The sequence below is a fragment of the Altererythrobacter sp. BO-6 genome (assembly GCF_011047315.1).
Classification (GTDB): Bacteria; Pseudomonadota; Alphaproteobacteria; order Sphingomonadales; family Sphingomonadaceae; genus Erythrobacter.
The window spans coordinates 1,633,861-1,653,933 of sequence record NZ_CP049259.1 but is presented as its reverse complement, the minus strand read 5'-3'; the positions used below and the strand labels follow the sequence as shown (position 1 = coordinate 1,653,933).

Genomic DNA, 20,073 nt, shown 5'->3' with positions numbered 1-20,073 from the left:
AGGAGCGACGCCGGGGCAAGCGCCGCCGCGCTTGCGAAGTGCCGCGCTCGCAGGCAGGGAGCAGGCATGGCAAGCGAGTGGCATCACGCATTGGCGCGGGCGCGGGCAGAGGCGCCTTTCCTTGCCCGTGTGCTCGAGCGCCAGCCACAGCTAGCCGCGCTGCTCGAAGCAGGCGAAGGCGAGGCTGCACTTGCATGGGCGCGCAGCGCAGGCGAGAATGCGCCTGACCTTGGCGTGGCGCTACGGCGAGAGCGCCTGGCATATGCCACGGCACTGGCAGTGGGCGACCTTGCCGGGGCGTTCTCGCTGGAACGGGTGATGGCGGAGCTTTCGTCGCTGGCCGATCGGGCGCTCGATCGCGCGATCGCTGAAGCGATCACGCGCCGGGTTGAGGCCGCCGAACCGCGCGGGATGATCGCGCTGGCGCTCGGCAAGCATGGTGCAAACGAGCTCAACTATTCCTCTGATATCGACCCGGTCCTGCTGTACGACCCCGAAACGCTGCCCCGCCGCGAGCGCGACGATCCGGGCGAGGCAGCGCAACGCTATGCCCGCGAAATCGTACGGCTGCTGAGCGAGAATACGGAGGAAGGCTATGTCTTCCGGGTTGACTTGCGCCTCAGGCCGGCCAGCGAGGTCAGCCCGCTGGCAATTTCGTGCAATGCTGCGTTGACGCATTACGAAAGCCTCGCGCTGGCGTGGGAGCGCGCCGCCTTCATCCGGGCGCGTGCGGCGGCAGGCGACTTGACCGCTGGCCAGCGCTTCCTCGAAGCTCTGCGGCCTTTTGTGTGGCGCTCCAGCCTCGATTTCGGGGCGATCGACGAAATCCGCCGCCTGACCGCGCGCATCCGATCGAACTACACCGGCCCCAAAGAAGTCGGCCCCGGCTTCAACCTGAAGCATGGCCGCGGCGGCATTCGCGAAGTGGAATTCTTCGCGCAGACGCACCAGCTCATCCATGGCGGGCGCGATCCCTCACTGCGGCTGCGCGGCACGCGGGCGGCGCTCGATGCACTGGCGGCGGCAGGGCGGATCGAGGAGGAAGAAGCGACCATGCTGGGCGAGGCCTATGACCGGTTGCGCGTCGTCGAGCACCGGTTGCAGATGGTGAATGACCAGCAGACGCATGCCCTGCCGGCGGGTGGCGCGCTCGATGCCGTGGCCCGGCTGGACGGCTTGGCCGATGGCGCGGCGCTGGTGGAAGAATTGCGCGACGTGACCGGGCGGGTGGCTCAAAGCTATGATCGACTGCTGGGAATCGGCAATGCGGCTGAGCCGGTCGAGCCTGCGCCTGCCCCGATCGCGCAGCGGCTGGCTGCCCTGGGCTTTGGCGATCCCGAACGTCTGGCAGAGCGGATCGCGGGCTGGCGCGACGGGCGCTACCAGTCGCTGCGCTCCGCTGCCGCGCTAGAGGCGTTTGACGCCATGCTGCCGGCCTTGATGCAAGCGCTGGCGAAGGCGGATGACCCCGATCGCGCCCTGCTGCGCTGGGAGGGCGTGCTCGCGAACGCCTCCTCTGCGATCAATCTGTTCCGCCTGCTTGAAGCGCGACCAGGGCTGTTCGACCAGCTGATGGCAGTGCTGACACTGGCACCCACATTGGCCGAGGAGCTGGGGCGGCGGCCCGAACTGCTCGACACGCTCATTGACGCCAGTGCGATCAACCTGCCGGGCGACGTCGAAGCGATTGCTGCCCGCATGCAGGCTGGCGATGCCGGGCGCGATTACGAGCGCCAGCTTGACCGGATCCGCATCGTCACCGGCGAATTGCGTTTCGCATTGGGCCTGCAATTGATTCAAGCCTTGCATGACCCGCTCGATATCGCAGCCGCATTGTCGCGCACGGCGGAGGCCGGGCTGAATGTCGCCCATGCTGCCGCCTGCGAAGAATTTGCACGCAAGCACGGCCGGATTGCCGATAGCGAACTGCTGGTGCTGGGATTGGGGCGGCTGGGCGGCGGCGCGCTGACCCATGCCAGCGATCTCGACATCATCTTCCTGTTCAGCGGCGAGACCGGCGCCGAATCCGATGGCGACCGGTCGCTGGGCGGAACGCATTACTATAACCGGCTGGCCCAGCGCGTGAGCGCGGCGCTGTCGGTGCCAACCGCACATGGCGCCCTGTACGAGATCGACACGCGGCTTCGCCCCCAGGGCGCGCAGGGGCCGCTCAGTGTCACGCTCGATGCCTTTGCCAAATACCAGCACGAAGCGGCGTGGACCTGGGAGCACATGGCGCTGACGCGGGCGCGGGTACTGGTCGGCTCGCCCGAGGCACGGGCGCAGCTTGAGCACATTATTGCAGCTGTCCTGACCAAACCGCGCGACCCGGTGCAGCTGCGCGAAGACGTGCTGAAAATGCGCAGCGAGATGGCGCAGCACAAGGCGCCCGGCGGCCCGCTCGATGCCAAACTGCTCCGCGGCGGCCTGGTCGATCTCGAATTCGTGATACACTTCCTCCAGCTGCGCGACGGGGTGGGGATGGAGCCTGACCTCGCCAAGGCGGCGGATGCTCTGGTTGCGTCCGGTCTGCTACCCGACAATATCCGGCCAGCGCAGGATCTGATGAGTCGGCTGCTGGTAGCAGGCAGGCTGCTCTCCCCGGACCTCGCTGAGCCGCCGCCAGCTGCCGCTGCGGCACTGGCGCGTGCCTGCCGATGCGAAACCTATCCCGCGCTGCTGCGTAGTTTCAGCGAAGCGCGCCATGCGGTTGCCGCGGCATGGCAACGAACCTTCGGATTCGAACTGGAGATCGATCAATGACCAAATTCCCAGGCACCGGCGACACCCTGCCCGACATCGCGATGGCGACCCCCGATGGCGGGACTGTGAAGCCTTCCGACTTCCGCGGTCAGAAGCTCGTGCTGTTCTTTTACCCCAAGGACGACACCCCGGGCTGCACTACCGAGAACAAGGATTTCTCAGCCCTGGCCGGCGAATTTGCCAAGGCCGGGGTGGCGCTGCTTGGGGTAAGCAAGGATCCGCCCGCCAAACACGCGAAATTTATCGCCAAGCATGGGCTTACCGCCCCGCTTGCGAGTGACGCGGAGCAAGGCGGCCTGTCCGATGCGCTCGGCATCTGGACTGAGAAGCAGATGTACGGGAAGACCTATATGGGCATGGTCCGCACCACCTATCTCGTCGGCACAGACGGCAAGATCGCCCAGGTCTGGGACAAGGTGAAGGTCAAGGGCCACGCCGAGGAAGTGCTCGCGGCCGCGAAGGCGCTCTGATCGGGCGATGCAGAGCGTCGCCTCCGCCATCCGTGCGGCGCTGCTAACCGGCGAACCGCGCGCCAAGTGCTTCGCCACGCGTGAAGTTGCGCGGCGCTGGCGCCGGGGGAACTGGCGTGGAGCTTCGACGAGGCAATGCCTGACGAGCCCGCCCGTCCCGCCCGGCCCGAGTTGCTTCCGCCAAACCGTATGCCCAAGCGCGGCAAGGGCGGGTCGGAGCGTGGCCGGATCGCCCTGTGGCACAGCCTCGCGCATATCGAATTCGTCGCGATCGACCTCTCGTTTGACATGGCGGGGCGATTCGGCGCGGAAATGGGGAAGGAATTCGTTTCGGATTTCCTAGGCGTCGCCGCCGACGAAGCGATGCACTTTGCGCTGCTAGCCCGCAAACTGCACAGCCTGGGCAGCGATTACGGCGCACAGCCCGCGCATGGCGGGTTATTGCAGGCAGCGCACGAAACGCGCCATGACGTCAGCGCCCGGCTCGCAATCGTGCCGATGGTGCTGGAAGCGCGCGGTCTTGACGTCACGCCGGCTACGCTTGAACGCGTGCGTGCGCAGGGTGACGAGCACGGAGCGCGAATCCTTCAACGAGATCCTTGACGACGAAATTCGCCACGTTGCGATTGGCACCAAGCATTTTCTTGCCCGGGCAGCGGCTGCGGGCGATTCTCCGCAAAAATGCTGGCAGGACCTCGTTTTGCGGCACTTCCGCGGGGCGGTTAAGCCACCGTTCAACGACTCGGCGCGTCTCGCTGCCGGTCTGTCGCGAGACTTCTACGCCGGTATTGCTTCGTAAATTTTTAGCCGGTTAACCCAGCATCACAGAAAGGCGGTCGGTTTTCAGGACTGCTCAAGCAGACGGCGGGAGCCAGAAGCTCCTTCGGGTAACGCAAATGAAAATGGCAGCTTCGCAACAGGGGCTGCGTTGAGGAACAGGCATTGAGCGGATCGCGTTTCACACACTATTGCAAGCGGGTGGGCCTTGCGCTCGCCGCTGGCTGGATGACTGTTGCGGCCGCCCCGGTGCTCGCCAACACGAATTCCGCAGCCGTCGATATTTCGGACACCGTGCGCCAAGCTCAGGACGATTCGCTGGTTGCCGGCGATCAGGGCTTCCGCCAACTGTTCGCCAGCTGGGAAGCGCTTGAAACCCGCGGCCCCAATACCGGCACGATCCGCCCGGCCATCTCAGTGCCTTCGCGTATGCCGCTCGACGGTGCGCGCCTGACTAGCGATTTCGGCATGCGGACCCATCCGGTTCTCGGCGGTCGCCGCAACCACAAAGGTATCGACCTTGCCGCGCCGACCGGCACGCCGATCTATGCCACGGCTGACGGCATCGTCGGCCGCGCCGAGTGGTTTTCCAGCTACGGCCTCTATGTCCAGATCGATCATGGCGCCGAACTTGAAACCCGTTATGCGCATATGTCTCGCCTGGCCGTTGCCGAAGGCGAATGGGTCAACAAGGGTGACATCATCGGTTACGTCGGATCGACCGGCCGTTCGACCGGCCCGCACCTGCATTACGAAGTTCGCATTGCAGGTATTGCAGTAAATCCAATCCCGTATATGGTGGAATCTCCGGTCCAGCAGCGCTTGGCGGCACTGGGCCAGCAGGATTCGGACGGCGGTCAGGGCGGCGAGTAAGGCGCCCAAGAGTTTCCCGCCTGGAAGCGGGTTCGGACAGAGGAGAGGATGTCCGACAATGGCGGCGGGTTATCCCGCCGCCTTTTTTCTTGTCCCCACGCCTGCTGTCGGCCATTTCTCTTCGCAAAGGAGAGAGGACACCGATGCACCCGATACAGCACGCCCAAACGCGCCCTGACGATCCCGCCGTTATCATGGCCGGAAGCGGAGTAACCATCACGTTTGGCGAAATGGAGGCTGAAGCGAACCGGTTTGCGCATTTATTGCGCGCGCGCGGCTTCAAGCCGGACGATGCCTTTGCCGTGCTGCTGGAAAACCGGATCGAATATTTCACGCTGATCTGGGGATCGCAGCGCGCCGGCACCCTGCTGGTGCCAATCTCGACCCGCCTGACCGCACCGGAAATCGCCTATATCCTGCACGACAGCGAAGCTAAGCTGCTGATCACCTCGCGCGCGTTCGCTGGCGTGATGCCCGCCGTGCGCGCCGCCTGCCCGGATCTACCCGTGCTGGTGATGGATGGCAGCGGCGAAGAGGATTTCGCGGCAGCGCTCGCGGACCAGCCTGCCACGCCAATTGTAGATCAAAGCGCCGGTGTGGTGATGCTCTATTCCTCGGGCACAACCGGGCGGCCTAAGGGCATCCGGCCCAAGCCGCCTGAGGATCCCGATCCGCAGGCGCCGGTGCCGCTGGTGGCGCTCGCCAGTTTCGGGGCGGGCATGCCGGGTGACGGCAGCATGATCTATCTTTCGCCTGCCCCGCTCTATCATGCGGCGCCGATCGGCTGGTGTTCGACGGTGCACCGGCTGGGCGGCACGATTGTGGTGATGGAAAAGTTCGATCCCGAGGCCGCGCTCGCGGCGATCGAGAAATACCGCGTGACCGACAGCCAATGGGTGCCGACGCACTTCGTGCGCATGCTCAAGCTGCCGCCGGAAATCCGCACGAAATACGATCTCTCTTCGCATCAGCGCGCTTTGCATGCGGCAGCGCCTTGCCCGGTCGAGATCAAGCGCGAGATGATCGAATGGTGGGGTCCGATCGTCAACGAGTACTACGCCGGATCGGAAAGCATCGGCATGACCATGGTTCGCTCGCCGGACTGGTTGGCGCATCCCGGAACGGTTGGCCGCGCGATCTACGGAAAGCTGCATATTTGCGGCCCCGATGGCGAGGAATTGCCCGCTGGCCAGGACGGTTTGATCTATTTTGAAAACGAGATCCTGCCGAGCTATCATAAGGACCCGGAAAAAACCGCCGAAGCCATGCACCCCAAAGGCTGGATGACGCTGGGCGATATCGGTCATGTCGACGAAGAAGGCTTCCTCTACCTGACCGACCGCAAGAGCCACATGATCATCTCCGGCGGGGTCAACATCTACCCGCAGGAGATCGAGAACCTGCTGGTCACGCATGACAAGGTGATGGATGCGGCAGTGATCGGCGCGCCTGACCCCGACCTGGGCGAGAAGGTGGTGGCGGTGGTCCAGCCGGTCGACATGGCTGAGGCCGGTGAAGCGCTGGAGCAGGAACTGCGCGCCTTCCTCGAACCGCAGCTGGCACGGATCAAGATGCCGCGGCTGTTCGATTTCCGCCCTGACCTGCCGCGCGAAGCCAACGGCAAGCTCTACAAGCGCGAACTGCGTGACGAATATGCCGCCAAGGCGAAAGAGAACGCCTGATGCCGGGCCGGGCAGTCCTGCCGCCCGACATCGCGCGACAAGTGATCGATCCGCATGCCTATGCTGAATGGCACGGGCTGCTTGATACGTTTGACCGGCTCCGCATTGAAACGCCGGTGGCGCGGGTCGAGCCCGATGACGGGAAGCTGTTCGATCCGTTCTGGCTGGTAACCCGCTATGACGACGCGATGCGGATTTCGAAGGACAACCAGACTTTCCTCAACAATCCGCGCCCGGTGGTGTTCAGTTTCCGCCAGGCGATCGAATTCAGCCGCAAGGCCACCGGCAGCAACATGCTGGTCGATTCGCTCGTGGTGTTCGATGCGCCGATCCATCCGAAATACCGGCGGCTGACGCAAGACTGGTTCATGCCGCGCAATCTTCAGCGGATCGAAGCGGAGATCCGGGCAATTGCCGCCAGAACCGTCGACCGGATGATTGCGGCCGGCCCCGAAGTGGATTTCGTGAAGCTCGTCTCGGGCCCCTATCCGCTGCATGTGGTGATGCAGATCCTGGGCGTGCCGGAGGAAGATGAGCCGCGCATGCAGATGCTGACCCAGCAGCTGTTTGGCGGGCAGGACAAGGATCTTTCGGGCAGCGGGCTCGACAAGATGACACCGGAAATGGTCGTCCAGCTGGTTGCCGGCGCGGTGCAGAATTTCGAGGACTATTTCGCCGGGATCACCGCCGATCGCCGCGCCCGTCCGAGTGATGATCTCGCCAGCATCATCGCCAACGCCACTGTCGATGGGGCGCCGCTGCCACCGCGCGACATGGCCGGATACTATATCATCGTCGCGACCGCCGGGCATGACACCACCTCGGCCTCCACCGCGGGTGCGATGATGGCGCTGGCGCAGGACCCCGAGCAGTGGGCGCGGGTCAAGGCGGACCGGTCATTGCTGCCGGGCATCGTCGAGGAGGCGATCCGCTGGACCACACCGGTGCAGCATTTCATGCGCACGGCGGCTGAGGATATCGAACTGGGCGGCCAGCAGATCAGGGCGGGCGACTGGCTGATGATCAATTATGTCGCGGCCAATCACGATCCGGCGCAGTTCGACAATCCGCGCAAGTTCGATGCGGCGCGCTCGCCCAACCGGCACCTCGCCTTTGGCGCCGGCGCGCATCAATGCCTTGGCCTGCACCTGGCGCGGATGGAAATGAAGATACTGTTCGAAACCCTGCTCGACCGGATCGAGCGTATCGAACTGGCGGGCGAGCCGAAACGCGCGACCTCGACCTTTGTCGGTGGGCTCAAAAGCCTGCCGCTGCGATTCGCGGCGAGCTAGCGCGCCAGCAACCGCGTGGCCATCGCCCGCACGTCCGCGCCGATATCCTCGCGCTCCAGCGCCAGCGCCAGCGTCGCTTCGACGAAGCCCAACTTGCTGCCGCAGTCATAGCGCTTGCCGTCAAAGGTTACGGCGTGGAACGGCTGGGTGCCGATCATCTTCGCCATCGCGTCGGTCAGCTGAATTTCGCCGCCAGCGCCTTTTTCCTGCGCTTCGAGCACCCGCATCACTTCGGGCTGGAGGATGTACCGGCCGGAGATTATCTTGTTTGACGGCGCCTGGTCTTGCCGAGGCTTCTCGACCAGCCCCTTTACCTCGGTCAGCGCGCCGTTTTCAGCACCGGGGTCAATCACGCCGTAGCTGGACACTTCCTCGCGCGGGACGTCGAGCACGCTGATCAGATTGCCGCCGACCTGGTGATAGGCATCGACCATCTGCTTCATGCACCCGGCGCCATCCTTGTGCGCGATCATCAGCTCATCCGGCAGGAAGATCGCGAACGGTTCGTCGCCCACAATTGCGCGGGCGCACCAGATCGCATGGCCCAGCCCCATCGGCACCTGCTGGCGCACTGTGATGATGTCACCCGGGGTGGCGCGGGTCGGCCCGAGCACACCCAGATCCTTGCCGCGACCGCTCATGGTGGTTTCGAGTTCGAACGCCATGTCGAAATGCTCGACGATCGCCGTCTTACCGCGCCCGGTGACGAAGATCATCTGCTCGATCCCCGCTTCGCGCGCTTCATCCACGGCGTACTGGATCAGTGGCCGGTCGACGATCGCCAGCATTTCCTTGGGGATAGCCTTGGTAGCGGGCAGGAAGCGGGTGCCAAGCCCGGCAACCGGGAATACGGCTTTCTTGATCGGTTTGGGCAAGGTCATATCCCAGTCGTAGATAGACGAAATCTCTTCGCGTCAACTGCGATGCTATGATTGCGGCCCTGTGACAGTTGCGGCGCGCGGCGAATGGGTTAAATGCCGCTAATGGACAAACTCGTTATCCGCGGCGGCAACCGGCTCGAAGGGACCATCCCTATTTCCGGTGCCAAGAATGCCGCGCTCACCCTGATTCCCTGCGCTTTGCTGACGGAAGAACCGTTGACGCTCAGGAACCTGCCGCGCCTTGCCGATATTGACGGATTCCAGCACCTCATGAACCAGTTCGGGATCACGACGGTGATCCAGGGCACGCGGCCAGAGGATTTCGGCCGGGTGATGAGCCTAGAGGCGCCGCGGATCACCTCCACTGTCGCGCCCTACGACCTCGTGCGCAAGATGCGCGCTTCGATCCTGGTGCTCGGGCCGATGCTGGCGCGCATGGGCGAAGCGACCGTGTCGATGCCGGGCGGCTGTGCGATCGGCAACCGGCCGATTGACCTGCATTTGAAAGCGCTCGAAGCCTTCGGCGCGCAGATCGAGCTGGCCCAGGGTTACGTCCGCGCGATTGCGCCCGATGGCGGCCTGCCCGGCGGCGAATTCGACTTTCCCGTGGTCTCCGTCGGCGCGACAGAAAACGCCGTAATGGCGGCGGTCCTTGCCAGTGGCACTTGCCGCCTGTTCAACGCCGCGCGCGAGCCAGAGATCGTCGATCTGTGCAATTTGCTGGTGGCGATGGGCGCGGAAATCGAAGGGATCGGTACGTCCGATCTTACCATCCATGGGGTCAAGCGGCTGCATGGCGCCACCTATCGCGTGATGGCGGACCGGATCGAAGCAGGCTCCTATGCCTGTGCCGCGGCGATCACCGGTGGCGAGGTGACGCTTGACGGCGCGAAGGCGGACGAAATGGCGGCGACGATCCACGCGCTACGCAATATCGGCGTCGAAGTGGAAGAGGGGAACAAGGGCATCCGCGTTCGCGCCAATGGCCCGCTCAAGGCGACCAATCTCACCACCGCGCCCTATCCCGGCCTCGCCACTGACATGCAGGCGCAGCTGATGGCGCTGCTCTGCAAGGCGCAGGGCACCAGCGTGCTCAAGGAAACTATCTTCGAGAACCGCTATATGCACGTGCCGGAGCTATGCCGCATGGGGGCCGATATCGAGACCGAGGGACGCACCGCGATCGTAAAGGGCGTCGAGCGTCTCACCGGCGCGGAAGTCATGGCCACCGATCTTCGCGCGTCGTTCAGCCTGGTTCTGGCAGGGCTCGCTGCCGAAGGCGAGACGACTGTGCGGCGGCTCTATCACCTCGATCGCGGGTACGAGCGGCTGGAAGAAAAATTGCAGCTGGTGGGCGCGGATATCCAGCGCGTTGGCGACGACTAGCTTTCACCTCGGCTGACCAGCCAGATCCGGATTGCGCCGGCCAGGCCGCATGGGTTTGCCGCGCGAATTCGCTCCTCGTCGATCCGCGCTACCAGCGCATTGATCGCGACCCCTTCCGCTGCAGCGGCGTCGCGCAGCATGTCCCAGAACAGCGGCTCAAGGCTGATCGAGGTCTTGTGGCCTTCGATCTGGACCGAGCGTTTGACGGGCGGGTGATAGGGGGCAGCCATTGTTATTCGATAGCCGTTCAACCCTGCCCACGGATACGAAAAATTTGGGGTAGAGCCATCGCCGCTTGCGCCTTAGACCCCGTGTGATGATTGTGGATGCACTGACCGACAAGGAGAAGGAGACGCTTCGCCTGCTGCTGCGCGGGCACGACGCCAAGTCATCTGCGCGCGAACTCGGTCTGTCCGTCCACACCGTCAACGAACGGTTGCGCGATGCCCGGCGCAAGCTCGGAGTATCGAGCAGCCGCGAAGCTGCAAGGCGCCTGCTGGAGGCAGAAGCGGATGCCCCCCAATTGTTGGGGGACACACTTTTGGGGGATATAAGAGCGGCTCTGGACGGCGCAGGCAATGGGGCAACCGCTTACAACGGGTGGTGGGTGAAGCATCGCTTCGCCCTGATTGTCACAGGAGTATGTGCTATGTCTCTCTTGCTTACTGTCCTGTTGCTGCCCGCTGCGCTGATCCTGGCCGATACCGTCACGGTGAGCGGCCCCGCCACAACAGAAGAAACCAGCGATCAAGGTGCTGCGCGCGCCGCCGAAAGCTTTCTCGAGATGATCGACGAAAGCCGCTGGGTCGATAGCTATGCCGCCACCGGCGCGCAGTTTAGGCAGGCCAACACGCTTGAGGTTTGGACCAGGGTGTCGCAAAAGGTGCGCGAGCCGTTAGGCAAGAATCTGACCCGCAATCTGTTCGTCAACGAATATGTCCCTGCTCCGCCTAATGGGGTGCAGGTAGTCAAATTCGCCAGCAGCTATGCCGACGGTACCAATCAGGTGGAAACCGTGACGCTGGCATGGGAAGACGACGTCTGGAAGGTGGTCGGGGTCATGGTCGGTTAAGCGGGATGGATAAGAAAGATGCTGTGCCGCTGATGCACGCAACCTTGGCTAGTTTCTGTCTCGTGCTGGCCATTGCGCCAGCAATCGCCGAAGAACCACCGGCCAGCAAAGAGGCGCTGGAACGCTTCGATGCCTATATTCGGGGTGTCGAAGCGAGCGGCGATTTTTCCGGCGTCGTTCTGGTGGCACGGCATGGCGAGGTGGTGTTCGAGCGAGCCTACGGCGCACGTGACGAGAAACTGGGCGACCCTTTGAAGGTGGATACGCGCTTCGATCTTGCGTCGGCTGGCAAGATGTTCACGATCACCGCCACTCTGCAACAGATCGCTGCGGGCAAGATGAGCCTCGAAACGACGCTGGGTGAGGTGATGCCGGACTACTCCAATCCGGCAATGCGCCAGGCAACTGTGCGCCAACTGCTGACTCACACTGCTGGTGCGGGGGAAGCCGATGCGCTGTTCTATCCGGATTCGCTTACGTGGCAGGGGCGCGAACCGGCATTGGCTGACTTCGTCGCTCTCTACGATGATCGATCCCCGACATACACCCCTGGCAGCGATCAAGCCTATGGCAATCACGGCATGATCTTGCTGGGCCGGATGGTCGAGGTGCTGTCAGGCCAAGACTATCGTACATATGTGGAGCAGCACATTTATCTTCCGGCGGGGATGGACGCCGCACACGCCAATGAGGCCTGCAGCTTCGATAATCCTGCGCAGGCCGTAGCCTATATCACTGTCGGCGATGAGCGCATTCCCAATTGCTTCTCAGTTCTTGATAGCGGGTGGCCTGCGGGCGGACAGTCATTCAATGCGCGCGACATGTTGCGCTTTGTGAATTCTCTTCGCGAAGGGCGACTTGGCGTCCCGCGCGCCTTGTTCGAGCAGGCGATCACGCCCCAAGTCAACGGCTTTGGCTTGGGCTTCTTCGCGACCGGCTATGGCGGCGAATTCCTGTCACGCGACCTTCGATGGGGCCACGGCGGCAAGCTTTATGGGCAGTGCGTGGATATCCGCAGCTACGAAACGACAAACGAAACGGTGATCACGCTGGGCAACAATGACAGCCCTGCCTGTTTCCGCGTGGCCGATTTCCTTCATGTCGATTGGAAGGCTAGGCGATCGGATGAGAAGACAGCTTTCAGCAAGTAGCCTTGCCGCTTATCTCTGTTCATGCGATCAATTGATCTTGAACCTAGTTGGGATGCAATGTCGGCACGACTGGTCCAGATCTACCTGCCAGAGCACCGGATAGCGGAGCTAGAGGCAATCCTGGCTCGGCATAGTCGCCGTTTCTGGCGTGAAAGCGTGCCTGGCGGGCAGGAGAAATTCAGCTGCATCGTTCAGCAGCGCTATACCGAGCGTTTGCTTGAAGAGCTCGACCAGAATTTTGCCGGTGAGCCTTCCTTCTCCGCCTATGTCCAGCGGCTCGAAGCGGCGCTGCCTCCCGTCGAAGAGACCGCCGAGACCGAGCTGCGGATCGATCCAGACTTGCCCCCACCGACGAAGCTGGAACGTTTCTTCAGCCGCGACCGCCTGAGCACGGACGAACTCTATGACGATATCGAGGGCAGTCTGCATGTAACGCCGAGCTATCTGCTGACGGTCACACTCTCCGCGATCATCGCCGCGCTCGGCATGCGCGCAGGGCAGACGGCGGTGGTGATTGGCGCGATGATCATCGCCCCGCTTCTGGGTCCGACCATGGGCATGGCGCTGGCTGCGACTGTGGGCAAGCGGTCGCTGGGTCGCGAAGCCGCGATAACCCTGGCAATCGGCAGCACCTGTGCCGTGGTGGCAGGCGGCATCGTGGGACTGGCCTTGCCAATCGATCCGCTGGTGTCGGAACTACGCAGCCGTACGATCGTGAATGCGGCGGATGTCGCGCTGGCGCTTGCTTGCGGCGCAGCAGGAGTGCTGGCCTTCAGCCGCGGAGCTTCACTCGCGCTGGTGGGCGTTATGATCGCCGTGGCGCTGGTTCCGCCGCTGGCGGCAGCTGGGGTCTATACCGGGGCAGGGTTTGCAGCCGCTGGTGGCAACGCCCTATTCCTGTTTGCGGTCAATCTGGTGTGCGTCAATGTGGCCGGGATTGCCATGTTCCTGGTCCAGGGGCTGCCACCCAAGAGCTGGCGCATGACCAGTGGGATCCTCGCCCTGTGGGCCGTGATTCTTGTGTTGTTGCTGTCGATGATGGCCGGGAGGATATTTCTCGGTTTCGGCTCATGGGAGGCAGTGCTCGAATATCTGCCCGGGGGGATCTAGGGGCAACGGGTTGATGCCGCGCCGCCCCTCCCAAGAAAGATGCATCAATACATGTGCTGGCCGCCGTTGATGCTCATGGTCGAGCCGGTCATGAACCCGCCGTTTTCGCTGGTCAGGAAGGCCACGCCGCGCGCTATCTCCTCGGCATGGCCGAGTCGGCCGACCGGGATCTTCGCAACAATCTTTTCCAGCACCGGTGGTGGTACGGCGGCGACCATGTCGGTGTCGATATAGCCGGGTGCGATTGCGTTCACGGTGACGCCGAACTTCGCACCTTCCTGCGCTAGCGCCTTGGTGAACCCGTGGATGCCCGACTTGGCCGCCGCGTAATTCACCTGGCCATATTGCCCGGCCTGCCCGTTGATCGAGCCGATATTGACGATCCGGCCCCAGCCGCGCTCGCGCATGCCGGGGAAGGTCGCCTTGGCCATGTTGAAGCAACCGCCCAGGTTGATGCGCAGCACTTCGTTCCAGTCCTCGAAACTCATCTTGTGCAGCGTGCCGTCGCGGGTGATCCCGGCGTTGTTGACGACAATGTCGATCGGGCCGTGCTCTGCTTCGACCTTGGCACAGCCATCGAGGCAGGCCTGGTGATCGCCCACATCCCATTTGTAGGACGGGATACCGGTGGCCGCGGTAAAGGCCTGCGCAGCGGCGTCGTTTCCGCCATAATTGGCGATCACGATGTGACCTTGCCGCTTCAGCCGCTGGCAGATCGCCTCGCCGATCCCCCGGGTCCCGCCAGTTACGATTGCAACGCGCGCCATGATTTTTTCTCCGTATGGATTCCTGCATCACGGTTACCCGTGCCGTAGCGTCAAGGAAACGAAAAACCCCGCCGAAGCAGGGTTTTCTCATACGAATTCATGGTGGGGAGGAGCGCTACGCCCGATCTAGAAGCGGAACTGTGTCCCGACGTAAACGGCCTGGCTGTCCTGCGCCGAATCGGTGAGCGGGCCCAGTCGGTCGCGTTCCTGCGACAGCCGTACGCCTGCCGTAACGTCAAGATTGCGGGTGATGCTGTAGGCCCCGCCGACATCAACCGTTTGCGCGCTGAGCGAATCGAGCGTGTTGGGTGACCGCCCGGCGAGCTGCTCGCCCTCCAGCGCGATCCGCGGCTGGAACCGGCTCGGCTTTTCAGCTGCAGACGGACCCGATGGCTCGAAGGCAGCAAGATCAGGCATGGCGATATCGCGCACGCTGGCAGACAGGGCGATCTGTGGTTCGGGGCGCTTGAAGCTTTGATAGCCACGCGCGATACCCAGATTGTAACGCGTCACCGGCAGTGCCGCGAGACCTTCGCCGCCACCTGGTGCCATATCAAGCGCCTGACGCACGGTGATTGCGCGCGCGGTGTCATGATCGACGCGGACCGCCACCGTTACCGTGCGGTCGCGCTTGATCGCGCGGCCCGCAGGGGTAAAGCGCATGGCCGATGCGTCGCCGCGCCGGGCAACACGCTCGGCCAGCTGTGGATCGACCGAAGAGGGCGTGAAGATCGGGAATACCGACGAAGCGGAAACCGCCGTGCCATCGCCCAATGCAGCAACAGCCAGGCCGGTGGTGGGAACGCCGAATGCCAACCCGGCCGCAGCCAGCAGCAAGGGCAGCTTGCGCGCCGAACCTGCTGTGTGCCTCCGTCCCATGGCTTTTGTCCTGTTTCCTTCCCGATGGATCGAAGTCTGATCCGAAATTCTGACTGAACCCGAAATGGTTCTGGTTTACTTAAAAACAACCATACTGAACGGTCGCTGACCGGTAGGATCGGCTATCGCCGACTCGTTCCCAGCCTGTGCACCTTAGATGCGCCATCGCCGCTTGCGCAACGGTAATCGGCCTCGCCATTACGTAGCGTCGCATCACTGTTGTATTCGGCACACATGAAGCTCTCGTTACAAGCCATTTCCTAAGGTTCAGCGGGGTGGTGTGCGGGCCGCGTTCAGCGTGGATAAAGCCGCACCCCGCTCAGAAAAGCGGGAATGGGCCAGCCAAGGCCGGTTTGACGCCTTGCCGCGCGCGCTGGGCGGGTTATAGAGCCGAACACAGTATTTCCGCTTGAGGACGAGAGCAAGAATGAGCCTGACCACCTTCGCCACCCGCCGCCCCGTCCGCATCGCGCTTGCCTGCGCGGCCATGGCGACGCTTGCCGCATGCGGTGGACGTGAGCGACCCCGTGCAGACCTTGCGGCTGCGCAGGTCAACACCATCGGGGTCAATTCCTACCTGTGGCGCGCCGCGCTGGACACCGTGGCTTTCGCGCCGCTGTTGCAGGCTGACAGCGCCGGCGGGGTCATCGTGACGGACTGGTACGCCAACCCGACGAACCCCAATGAACGCGTCAAGGTGACAGTGACGATCCTCGATACCGATCTGCGTGCAGATGCGCTGCGCGTGGTGGCCAGCCGCCAGGTTGCACAAGGTGGTGGCTGGGTAGAAGCGCCGGTCCAGGCTGCGACCGTGCAGAAGCTTGAGGACATTATTTTGACGAAGGCCCGCGAACTCCGCCGCCAGACGCTCGCTTCCTGACCACTTTAGCCCTAACGGGTTGCTTATGACCGATACGCGTTTCGATCCGTCCAAGGCTGACGGCCGCTGGCAGCGTGCCTGGGAAGAGGCCGGCACCTTCCATGCCGATTCATCCAGCAACAAACCCAAGAGCTTCGTGCTGGAGATGTTCCCCTATCCTTCGGGGCGCATCCACATGGGGCATGTCCGCAACTACACCATGGGCGACGTGCTGGCGCGCTACAAGAAGATGCGCGGCTATGAAGTGCTGCACCCGATGGGGTGGGACGCGTTCGGCATGCCGGCTGAAAACGCGGCGATGGAAAAGGGCGTCCATCCCGGCGGCTGGACGCGCGAGAACATCGCCAACATGAAAGCGCAACTCAAGCGCATTGGCTTTGCGCTCGACTGGTCGCGCGAATTCGCCACTTGCGACCCCGAATATTACGGCCATGAACAGGCGCTCTTCATAGACCTCTATGAGGCGGGCCTCGTCTATCGCAAGGAAAGCGAGGTCAATTGGGACCCGGTCGACATGACCGTGCTCGCCAATGAGCAGGTGATCGACGGCAAGGGCTGGCGCAGCGGCGCAGAGGTTGAGAAGCGCAAGCTCAACCAGTGGTTCCTCAAGATAACCGATTTTAACGAGGATTTGCTACAAGGACTGGGTTCGCTTGAGGATTGGCCTGACAAGGTCCGGCTGATGCAGGAAAACTGGATCGGCAAGAGCCAGGGGCTGCGCTGCACCTTCCGCTTCGTTGACAGCGATCACGGGATCGAAGTCTTTACGACTCGCCCCGACACCATGTTCGGCGCCAGCTTCGTCGCGATCGCGGCGGACCATCCCTTCGCCCAGGCGCAGGCCGAGCACGTGCCTGCGCTTGCCGAGTTCATTGCCGAATGCAAGCGCGGTGGTACCACGGCGGCAGAGCTGGAGACCGCCGAAAAAAGGGCTTCAATACCGGCTATTCGGTCGAGCATCCGCTCGCGAAGCACTGGCATCTTCCGGTCTATGTCGCCAATTTCGTGCTGATGGATTACGGGACCGGCGCGGTGTTCGGCTGCCCGGCGCATGACCAGCGCGATCTCGATTTCGCGCGCAAATACAATCTGCCGGTGACCCGCGTCGTGGCCGATGGCGAGGAGACCGCCAGCGAATTTCGCGGCGATGTCGCTTATACCGGGCCGGGCCGGATCGTGAATTCCGAATGGATGGACGGCATGACGATCGACGAGGCGAAAGCCGCGGTGATAGCGAAGGCCGAGCATGACGGTTGGGGCCGGGGCGAAACGCAATATCGCCTGCGCGACTGGGGCGTCAGTCGCCAGCGTTACTGGGGTACGCCGATCCCCTTCATCCATTGCAGCACATGTGGCGTAGTGCCGGTGCCCAAGGACCAGCTGCCGGTGACCCTGCCCGAGGATGTCGACTTCAAGACCCCGGGCAATCCGCTACTGCGCCATCTAACCTGGAAGCACACGACCTGCCCGAAATGCGGCGCCGCTGCCGAGCGGGAGACCGACACGCTCGACACCTTCGTCGACAGTTCGTGGTATTTCCTGCGCTTTGCCAGCCAGCCGGCGGACAAGCCGTTCGATCGGGACGAAGTCGCCAAATGGCTGCCGGTCGAGCAGTATATCGGCGGGATCGAGCATGCGATCCTGCACCTGCTATACGCCCGCTTCTGGACCCGCGCGCTGCAGCACATCGGCCAGCTCGACTTTGCCGAGCCTTTCGCCTCGCTATTCACGCAAGGGATGGTGACGCATGAAACCTATTCGCGAAAGATTGACGGGCGCACCGTCTATTTCCTGCCCGAAGAGGTCGATCGGACTGGACATGGCGCGACGCTGATCGACGACGGCCAGCCGGTGGAGATCGGCCGCGTCATCAAGATGTCGAAGTCGAAGAAGAACACGGTCGACCCGGACAACATCATCGACAGTTACGGGGCGGATGCAGCGCGCTGGTTCATGCTGAGCGACAGTCCGCCCGAACGCGACCTGCCGTGGTCCGAAGCCGGGATCGAAGGCTGCTGGCGCTTCGTCCAGCGGCTGTGGCGCTTGTTCGGCGAGCATGACGCGGGCGCTGCGGGTGAGGACAAGGCCCTGTCGCGCAAGCTGCACCAAACCATCGCCGCCGTGGCCGACGACATCGAAGCGCTCAGCTTTAACAAGGCAGTTGCGCGGATTTACGAGCTCACCGCAGCGGTGGAAAAGGCGCCTTCCTCGGCGGCTCGCAGCGAAGCGATTGCGGGGCTGATGCGGCTGGTTTCGCCGATGATGCCCCATCTGGCGGAAGAGGCCTGGCAGCGCGCCGGGTTTGGCGGACTGATCGCGGAAGCGGACTGGCCGGCGCACGATCCCGCACTGCTGGTGGAAGACGAAGTCACCATCGCCATCCAGCACATGGGCAAGCTGCGTGACACGTTGACCGCGCCCAAGGGCGCGTCGAAAGAGGATCTCGAGGCGCTCGCGCTCGCCAGCGAGAAGGTGCAGCGCTCGATCGATGGCGCGCCGATCCGCAAGGTCATTGTGGTTCCGGACCGGCTGGTCAATATTGTGACCTGATGCGCGCGCTGCTTGCCATCCTCGCCCTGACGCTGCTTGCCGCCTGCGGGCTGCAGCCGATGTATGCGGGCAATGGCGGCGCGGCCGTGGCGCAGGGACTGGCGGCGGTGGAAGTGGCACCGATCCCTGGTCGCGATGGCTGGCTGGTGCGCAACGCGCTGAATGACCGGCTTCACCTGACAGGCAGCGATGCCGCGCCGCGCTATCGGCTGGAGGTGCGGCTCGACGATTCGCTGGAAGCGCTGGGCGTGCTCAATGACGACACGATCAGCCGCGAGCTCCGCATCCTGCGCGCCCGATACCAGCTGGTCGACCTTGCCAGCGGCACCATCCTGCTCGATGCCAGCGCGGGCTCGGACGCCGGGATCGACGTGGTTTCCAGCGAATATGCCACGATTGCTGCCGAGCAGACCGCGCTGGAAAACCTCGCCCGCGACGTTGCCGAGCGGATGGTGCGGCAAGTGGCGCTGACCCTGCGCGAGGCCGGCCAGGCACAATGAAGGCTACCCAGCGCGATTTTGCCTCCACCGCGCGCCGCGCAGCCGACCACTGCAGTATCTTTTTCTTCTGTGGGCCTGATGAAGCCGGTGCCGCTGCTGCAGCCCAATCGCTGGTGGCGATGCTACCCGATGCGGGCGAGCGGATCGAACTGTCAGGATCCGACCTGCGCAAGGACCCGGCGCTGCTGGGCGACGAAGCGCGGTCAGGCTCGTTGTTTGGCGACAAGCGCCACATCTATGTTCGCGCCAGTGGGGACGAGGCGCATGATGCCTTGCAGGCGCTGATCGACACGAGCGAGGCGGGCGCGGGTGAGGCGGCCCCGGTGCTGGTGGTGGCGACGTCTGCGACGGACAAGTCGCGGACCGCCAAGCTTCTCGAAAAGCGCAAGGACGCGCTGGTCGCGATGTTCTGGCCGCCCGATCTGCAGTCGGTTTCCGCATCGGTTCGCCAGATGGCCGATGCTGCAGGCCTGAGGCTGGGCGGCGATCTGGCCGAACGGATTGCCCGCGCGGCAGGCCTCGACGTGCGCCTCGCGCAGTCCGAAATCACCAAACTTGCAACCTATTGCGACGCCTCGCCGCAAGCCCCCCGGCAATTGACCGCAGAGGATCTCGAGGCGGTGGGCGCGGCAACCGATGAAGATGGCTTCATGCCGCTGGTCAATGCCGTGCTCAAAGGCGACACGGGGCGGCTTGATCGCGAGCTCAGGCGGATGCGCGAACATGGGCTCAACCCGGTCGGCGTGCTCCTCGCCGTCGAACGCCGCGCAGCGCAGCTGGCGCAGATCGCCGCACAGCTCGGCCCGCGCGGTTCGCTCGATGCGCTCGACAAGGGCGCGAAGGCGCGGCTTGGCATCTTCTTCCGCGAAGAGCGCGACATTCGCGACCAGCTGGCGTGCTGGCACCGGCGCAAGCTGGAGCGGCTCGGGCCCAGACTGATGGAGCTGCACCGCGACCTGCTGGCCAATAGCCAGGCGGCGGAATTGCTGCTGGCGCAGGGGCTGACCGAGATCGCCCGCTTCGCTTCGCGCCGCTAAAGG

The 20,073-nt window shown here is 63.6% G+C and carries 16 protein-coding genes and 2 pseudogenes; 14 read left to right on the top strand and 4 right to left on the bottom strand.

Features of this window, described 5'->3' with window-relative positions; all coding sequences use genetic code 11:
- Positions 1–66: 66 nt before the first annotated feature.
- The 6 genes and pseudogenes from glnE to G6N82_RS08025 all read left to right on the top strand — a co-directional run bounded on the left by glnE (position 67) and on the right by G6N82_RS08025 (position 7,857).
- Positions 67–2,763 (top strand): bifunctional [glutamate--ammonia ligase]-adenylyl-L-tyrosine phosphorylase/[glutamate--ammonia-ligase] adenylyltransferase, encoded by a 2,697-nt coding sequence (glnE, locus tag G6N82_RS08050; RefSeq protein ID WP_165195426.1) that lies wholly within the window; start codon positions 67–69, stop codon positions 2,761–2,763.
- Positions 2,760–3,233, top strand: a complete 474-nt coding sequence (locus G6N82_RS08045) for a peroxiredoxin (protein WP_165195424.1) — start codon at positions 2,760–2,762, stop codon at positions 3,231–3,233. The genes glnE and G6N82_RS08045 overlap by 4 nt, the downstream gene beginning before the upstream one ends.
- Positions 3,234–3,240: 7 nt before the next feature.
- Positions 3,241–4,032 (top strand): annotated as a pseudogene (locus G6N82_RS08040) (ferritin-like domain-containing protein).
- 206 nt (positions 4,033–4,238) lie between these two features.
- Entirely contained in the window at positions 4,239–4,883 is a 645-nt protein-coding gene (locus tag G6N82_RS08035) for a M23 family metallopeptidase (RefSeq protein WP_165198071.1), read from the top strand.
- Positions 4,884–5,026: 143 nt separating this feature from the next.
- Positions 5,027–6,565 carry an acyl-CoA synthetase gene (locus G6N82_RS08030; RefSeq protein WP_165195423.1) on the top strand — a complete coding sequence of 513 codons (1,539 nt, stop codon included), beginning with the start codon at positions 5,027–5,029 and terminating at the stop codon, positions 6,563–6,565.
- Entirely contained in the window at positions 6,565–7,857 is a 1,293-nt protein-coding gene (locus G6N82_RS08025; RefSeq protein ID WP_165195421.1) for a cytochrome P450, read from the top strand. The genes G6N82_RS08030 and G6N82_RS08025 overlap by 1 nt, the downstream gene beginning before the upstream one ends.
- Here G6N82_RS08025 and galU read toward each other — a convergent pair.
- Positions 7,854–8,738, bottom strand: coding sequence for a UTP--glucose-1-phosphate uridylyltransferase GalU (gene galU, locus G6N82_RS08020; RefSeq protein WP_165195420.1), 885 nt, complete (start codon positions 8,736–8,738; stop codon positions 7,854–7,856). The two genes, G6N82_RS08025 and galU, sit on opposite strands and share 4 nt — an antisense overlap.
- Before the next feature lie 102 nt (positions 8,739–8,840).
- Here galU and murA point away from each other — a divergent pair, with 102 nt between their 5' ends.
- On the top strand, positions 8,841–10,124 hold the full coding sequence (gene murA / locus G6N82_RS08015; RefSeq protein WP_165195418.1) for a UDP-N-acetylglucosamine 1-carboxyvinyltransferase: 1,284 nt from the start codon (positions 8,841–8,843) through the stop codon (positions 10,122–10,124).
- Here the strand turns inward: murA and G6N82_RS08010 are convergent.
- Positions 10,121–10,354: a ribbon-helix-helix domain-containing protein gene (locus tag G6N82_RS08010; RefSeq protein WP_165195417.1), complete on the bottom strand. Its 234-nt coding sequence runs from the start codon at positions 10,352–10,354 to the stop codon at positions 10,121–10,123. The genes murA and G6N82_RS08010 overlap by 4 nt on opposite strands.
- A gap of 92 nt (positions 10,355–10,446) precedes the next feature.
- On the opposite strand from G6N82_RS08010, the gene G6N82_RS08005 reads away from it, so the two are divergent.
- From G6N82_RS08005 to G6N82_RS07995, 3 genes are read left to right on the top strand one after another with little or no spacing between them, the layout of a single operon-like run.
- Complete coding sequence (locus tag G6N82_RS08005) at positions 10,447–11,196, top strand: DUF4019 domain-containing protein (protein ID WP_241255037.1); 750 nt, start codon at positions 10,447–10,449, stop codon at positions 11,194–11,196.
- Between the two features lie 5 nt (positions 11,197–11,201).
- Positions 11,202–12,347 (top strand): serine hydrolase domain-containing protein, encoded by a 1,146-nt coding sequence (locus tag G6N82_RS08000; protein WP_165195414.1) that lies wholly within the window; start codon positions 11,202–11,204, stop codon positions 12,345–12,347.
- Between the two features lie 57 nt (positions 12,348–12,404).
- Positions 12,405–13,457, top strand: coding sequence for a TIGR00341 family protein (locus G6N82_RS07995; RefSeq protein WP_165195412.1), 1,053 nt, complete (start codon positions 12,405–12,407; stop codon positions 13,455–13,457).
- A gap of 44 nt (positions 13,458–13,501) precedes the next feature.
- Here G6N82_RS07995 and phbB read toward each other — a convergent pair whose 3' ends face one another.
- Together phbB and G6N82_RS07985 are read right to left on the bottom strand one after the other, a co-directional pair.
- Entirely contained in the window at positions 13,502–14,224 is a 723-nt protein-coding gene (gene phbB, locus G6N82_RS07990) for an acetoacetyl-CoA reductase (RefSeq protein WP_165195410.1), read from the bottom strand.
- A gap of 126 nt (positions 14,225–14,350) precedes the next feature.
- Positions 14,351–15,103: a hypothetical protein gene (locus G6N82_RS07985; RefSeq protein ID WP_165195408.1), complete on the bottom strand. Its 753-nt coding sequence runs from the start codon at positions 15,101–15,103 to the stop codon at positions 14,351–14,353.
- A gap of 427 nt (positions 15,104–15,530) precedes the next feature.
- Between G6N82_RS07985 and G6N82_RS07980 the strand changes: the two genes are divergently transcribed.
- The 4 genes and pseudogenes from G6N82_RS07980 (at position 15,531) to holA (ending at position 20,070) form a co-directional block, all read left to right on the top strand.
- Complete coding sequence (locus G6N82_RS07980) at positions 15,531–15,983, top strand: DUF3576 domain-containing protein (RefSeq protein WP_165195406.1); 453 nt, start codon at positions 15,531–15,533, stop codon at positions 15,981–15,983.
- Positions 15,984–16,008: 25 nt separating this feature from the next.
- A pseudogene (gene leuS / locus G6N82_RS07975) lies at positions 16,009–18,533 on the top strand (leucine--tRNA ligase).
- Positions 18,533–19,033, top strand: a complete 501-nt coding sequence (gene lptE, locus G6N82_RS07970; protein ID WP_165195404.1) for an LPS assembly lipoprotein LptE — start codon at positions 18,533–18,535, stop codon at positions 19,031–19,033. Before leuS ends, lptE begins: the two are co-directional and overlap by 1 nt.
- Entirely contained in the window at positions 19,030–20,070 is a 1,041-nt protein-coding gene (gene holA, locus G6N82_RS07965; RefSeq protein WP_165195402.1) for a DNA polymerase III subunit delta, read from the top strand. The genes lptE and holA overlap by 4 nt, the downstream gene beginning before the upstream one ends.
- Positions 20,071–20,073: the final 3 nt, after the last annotated feature.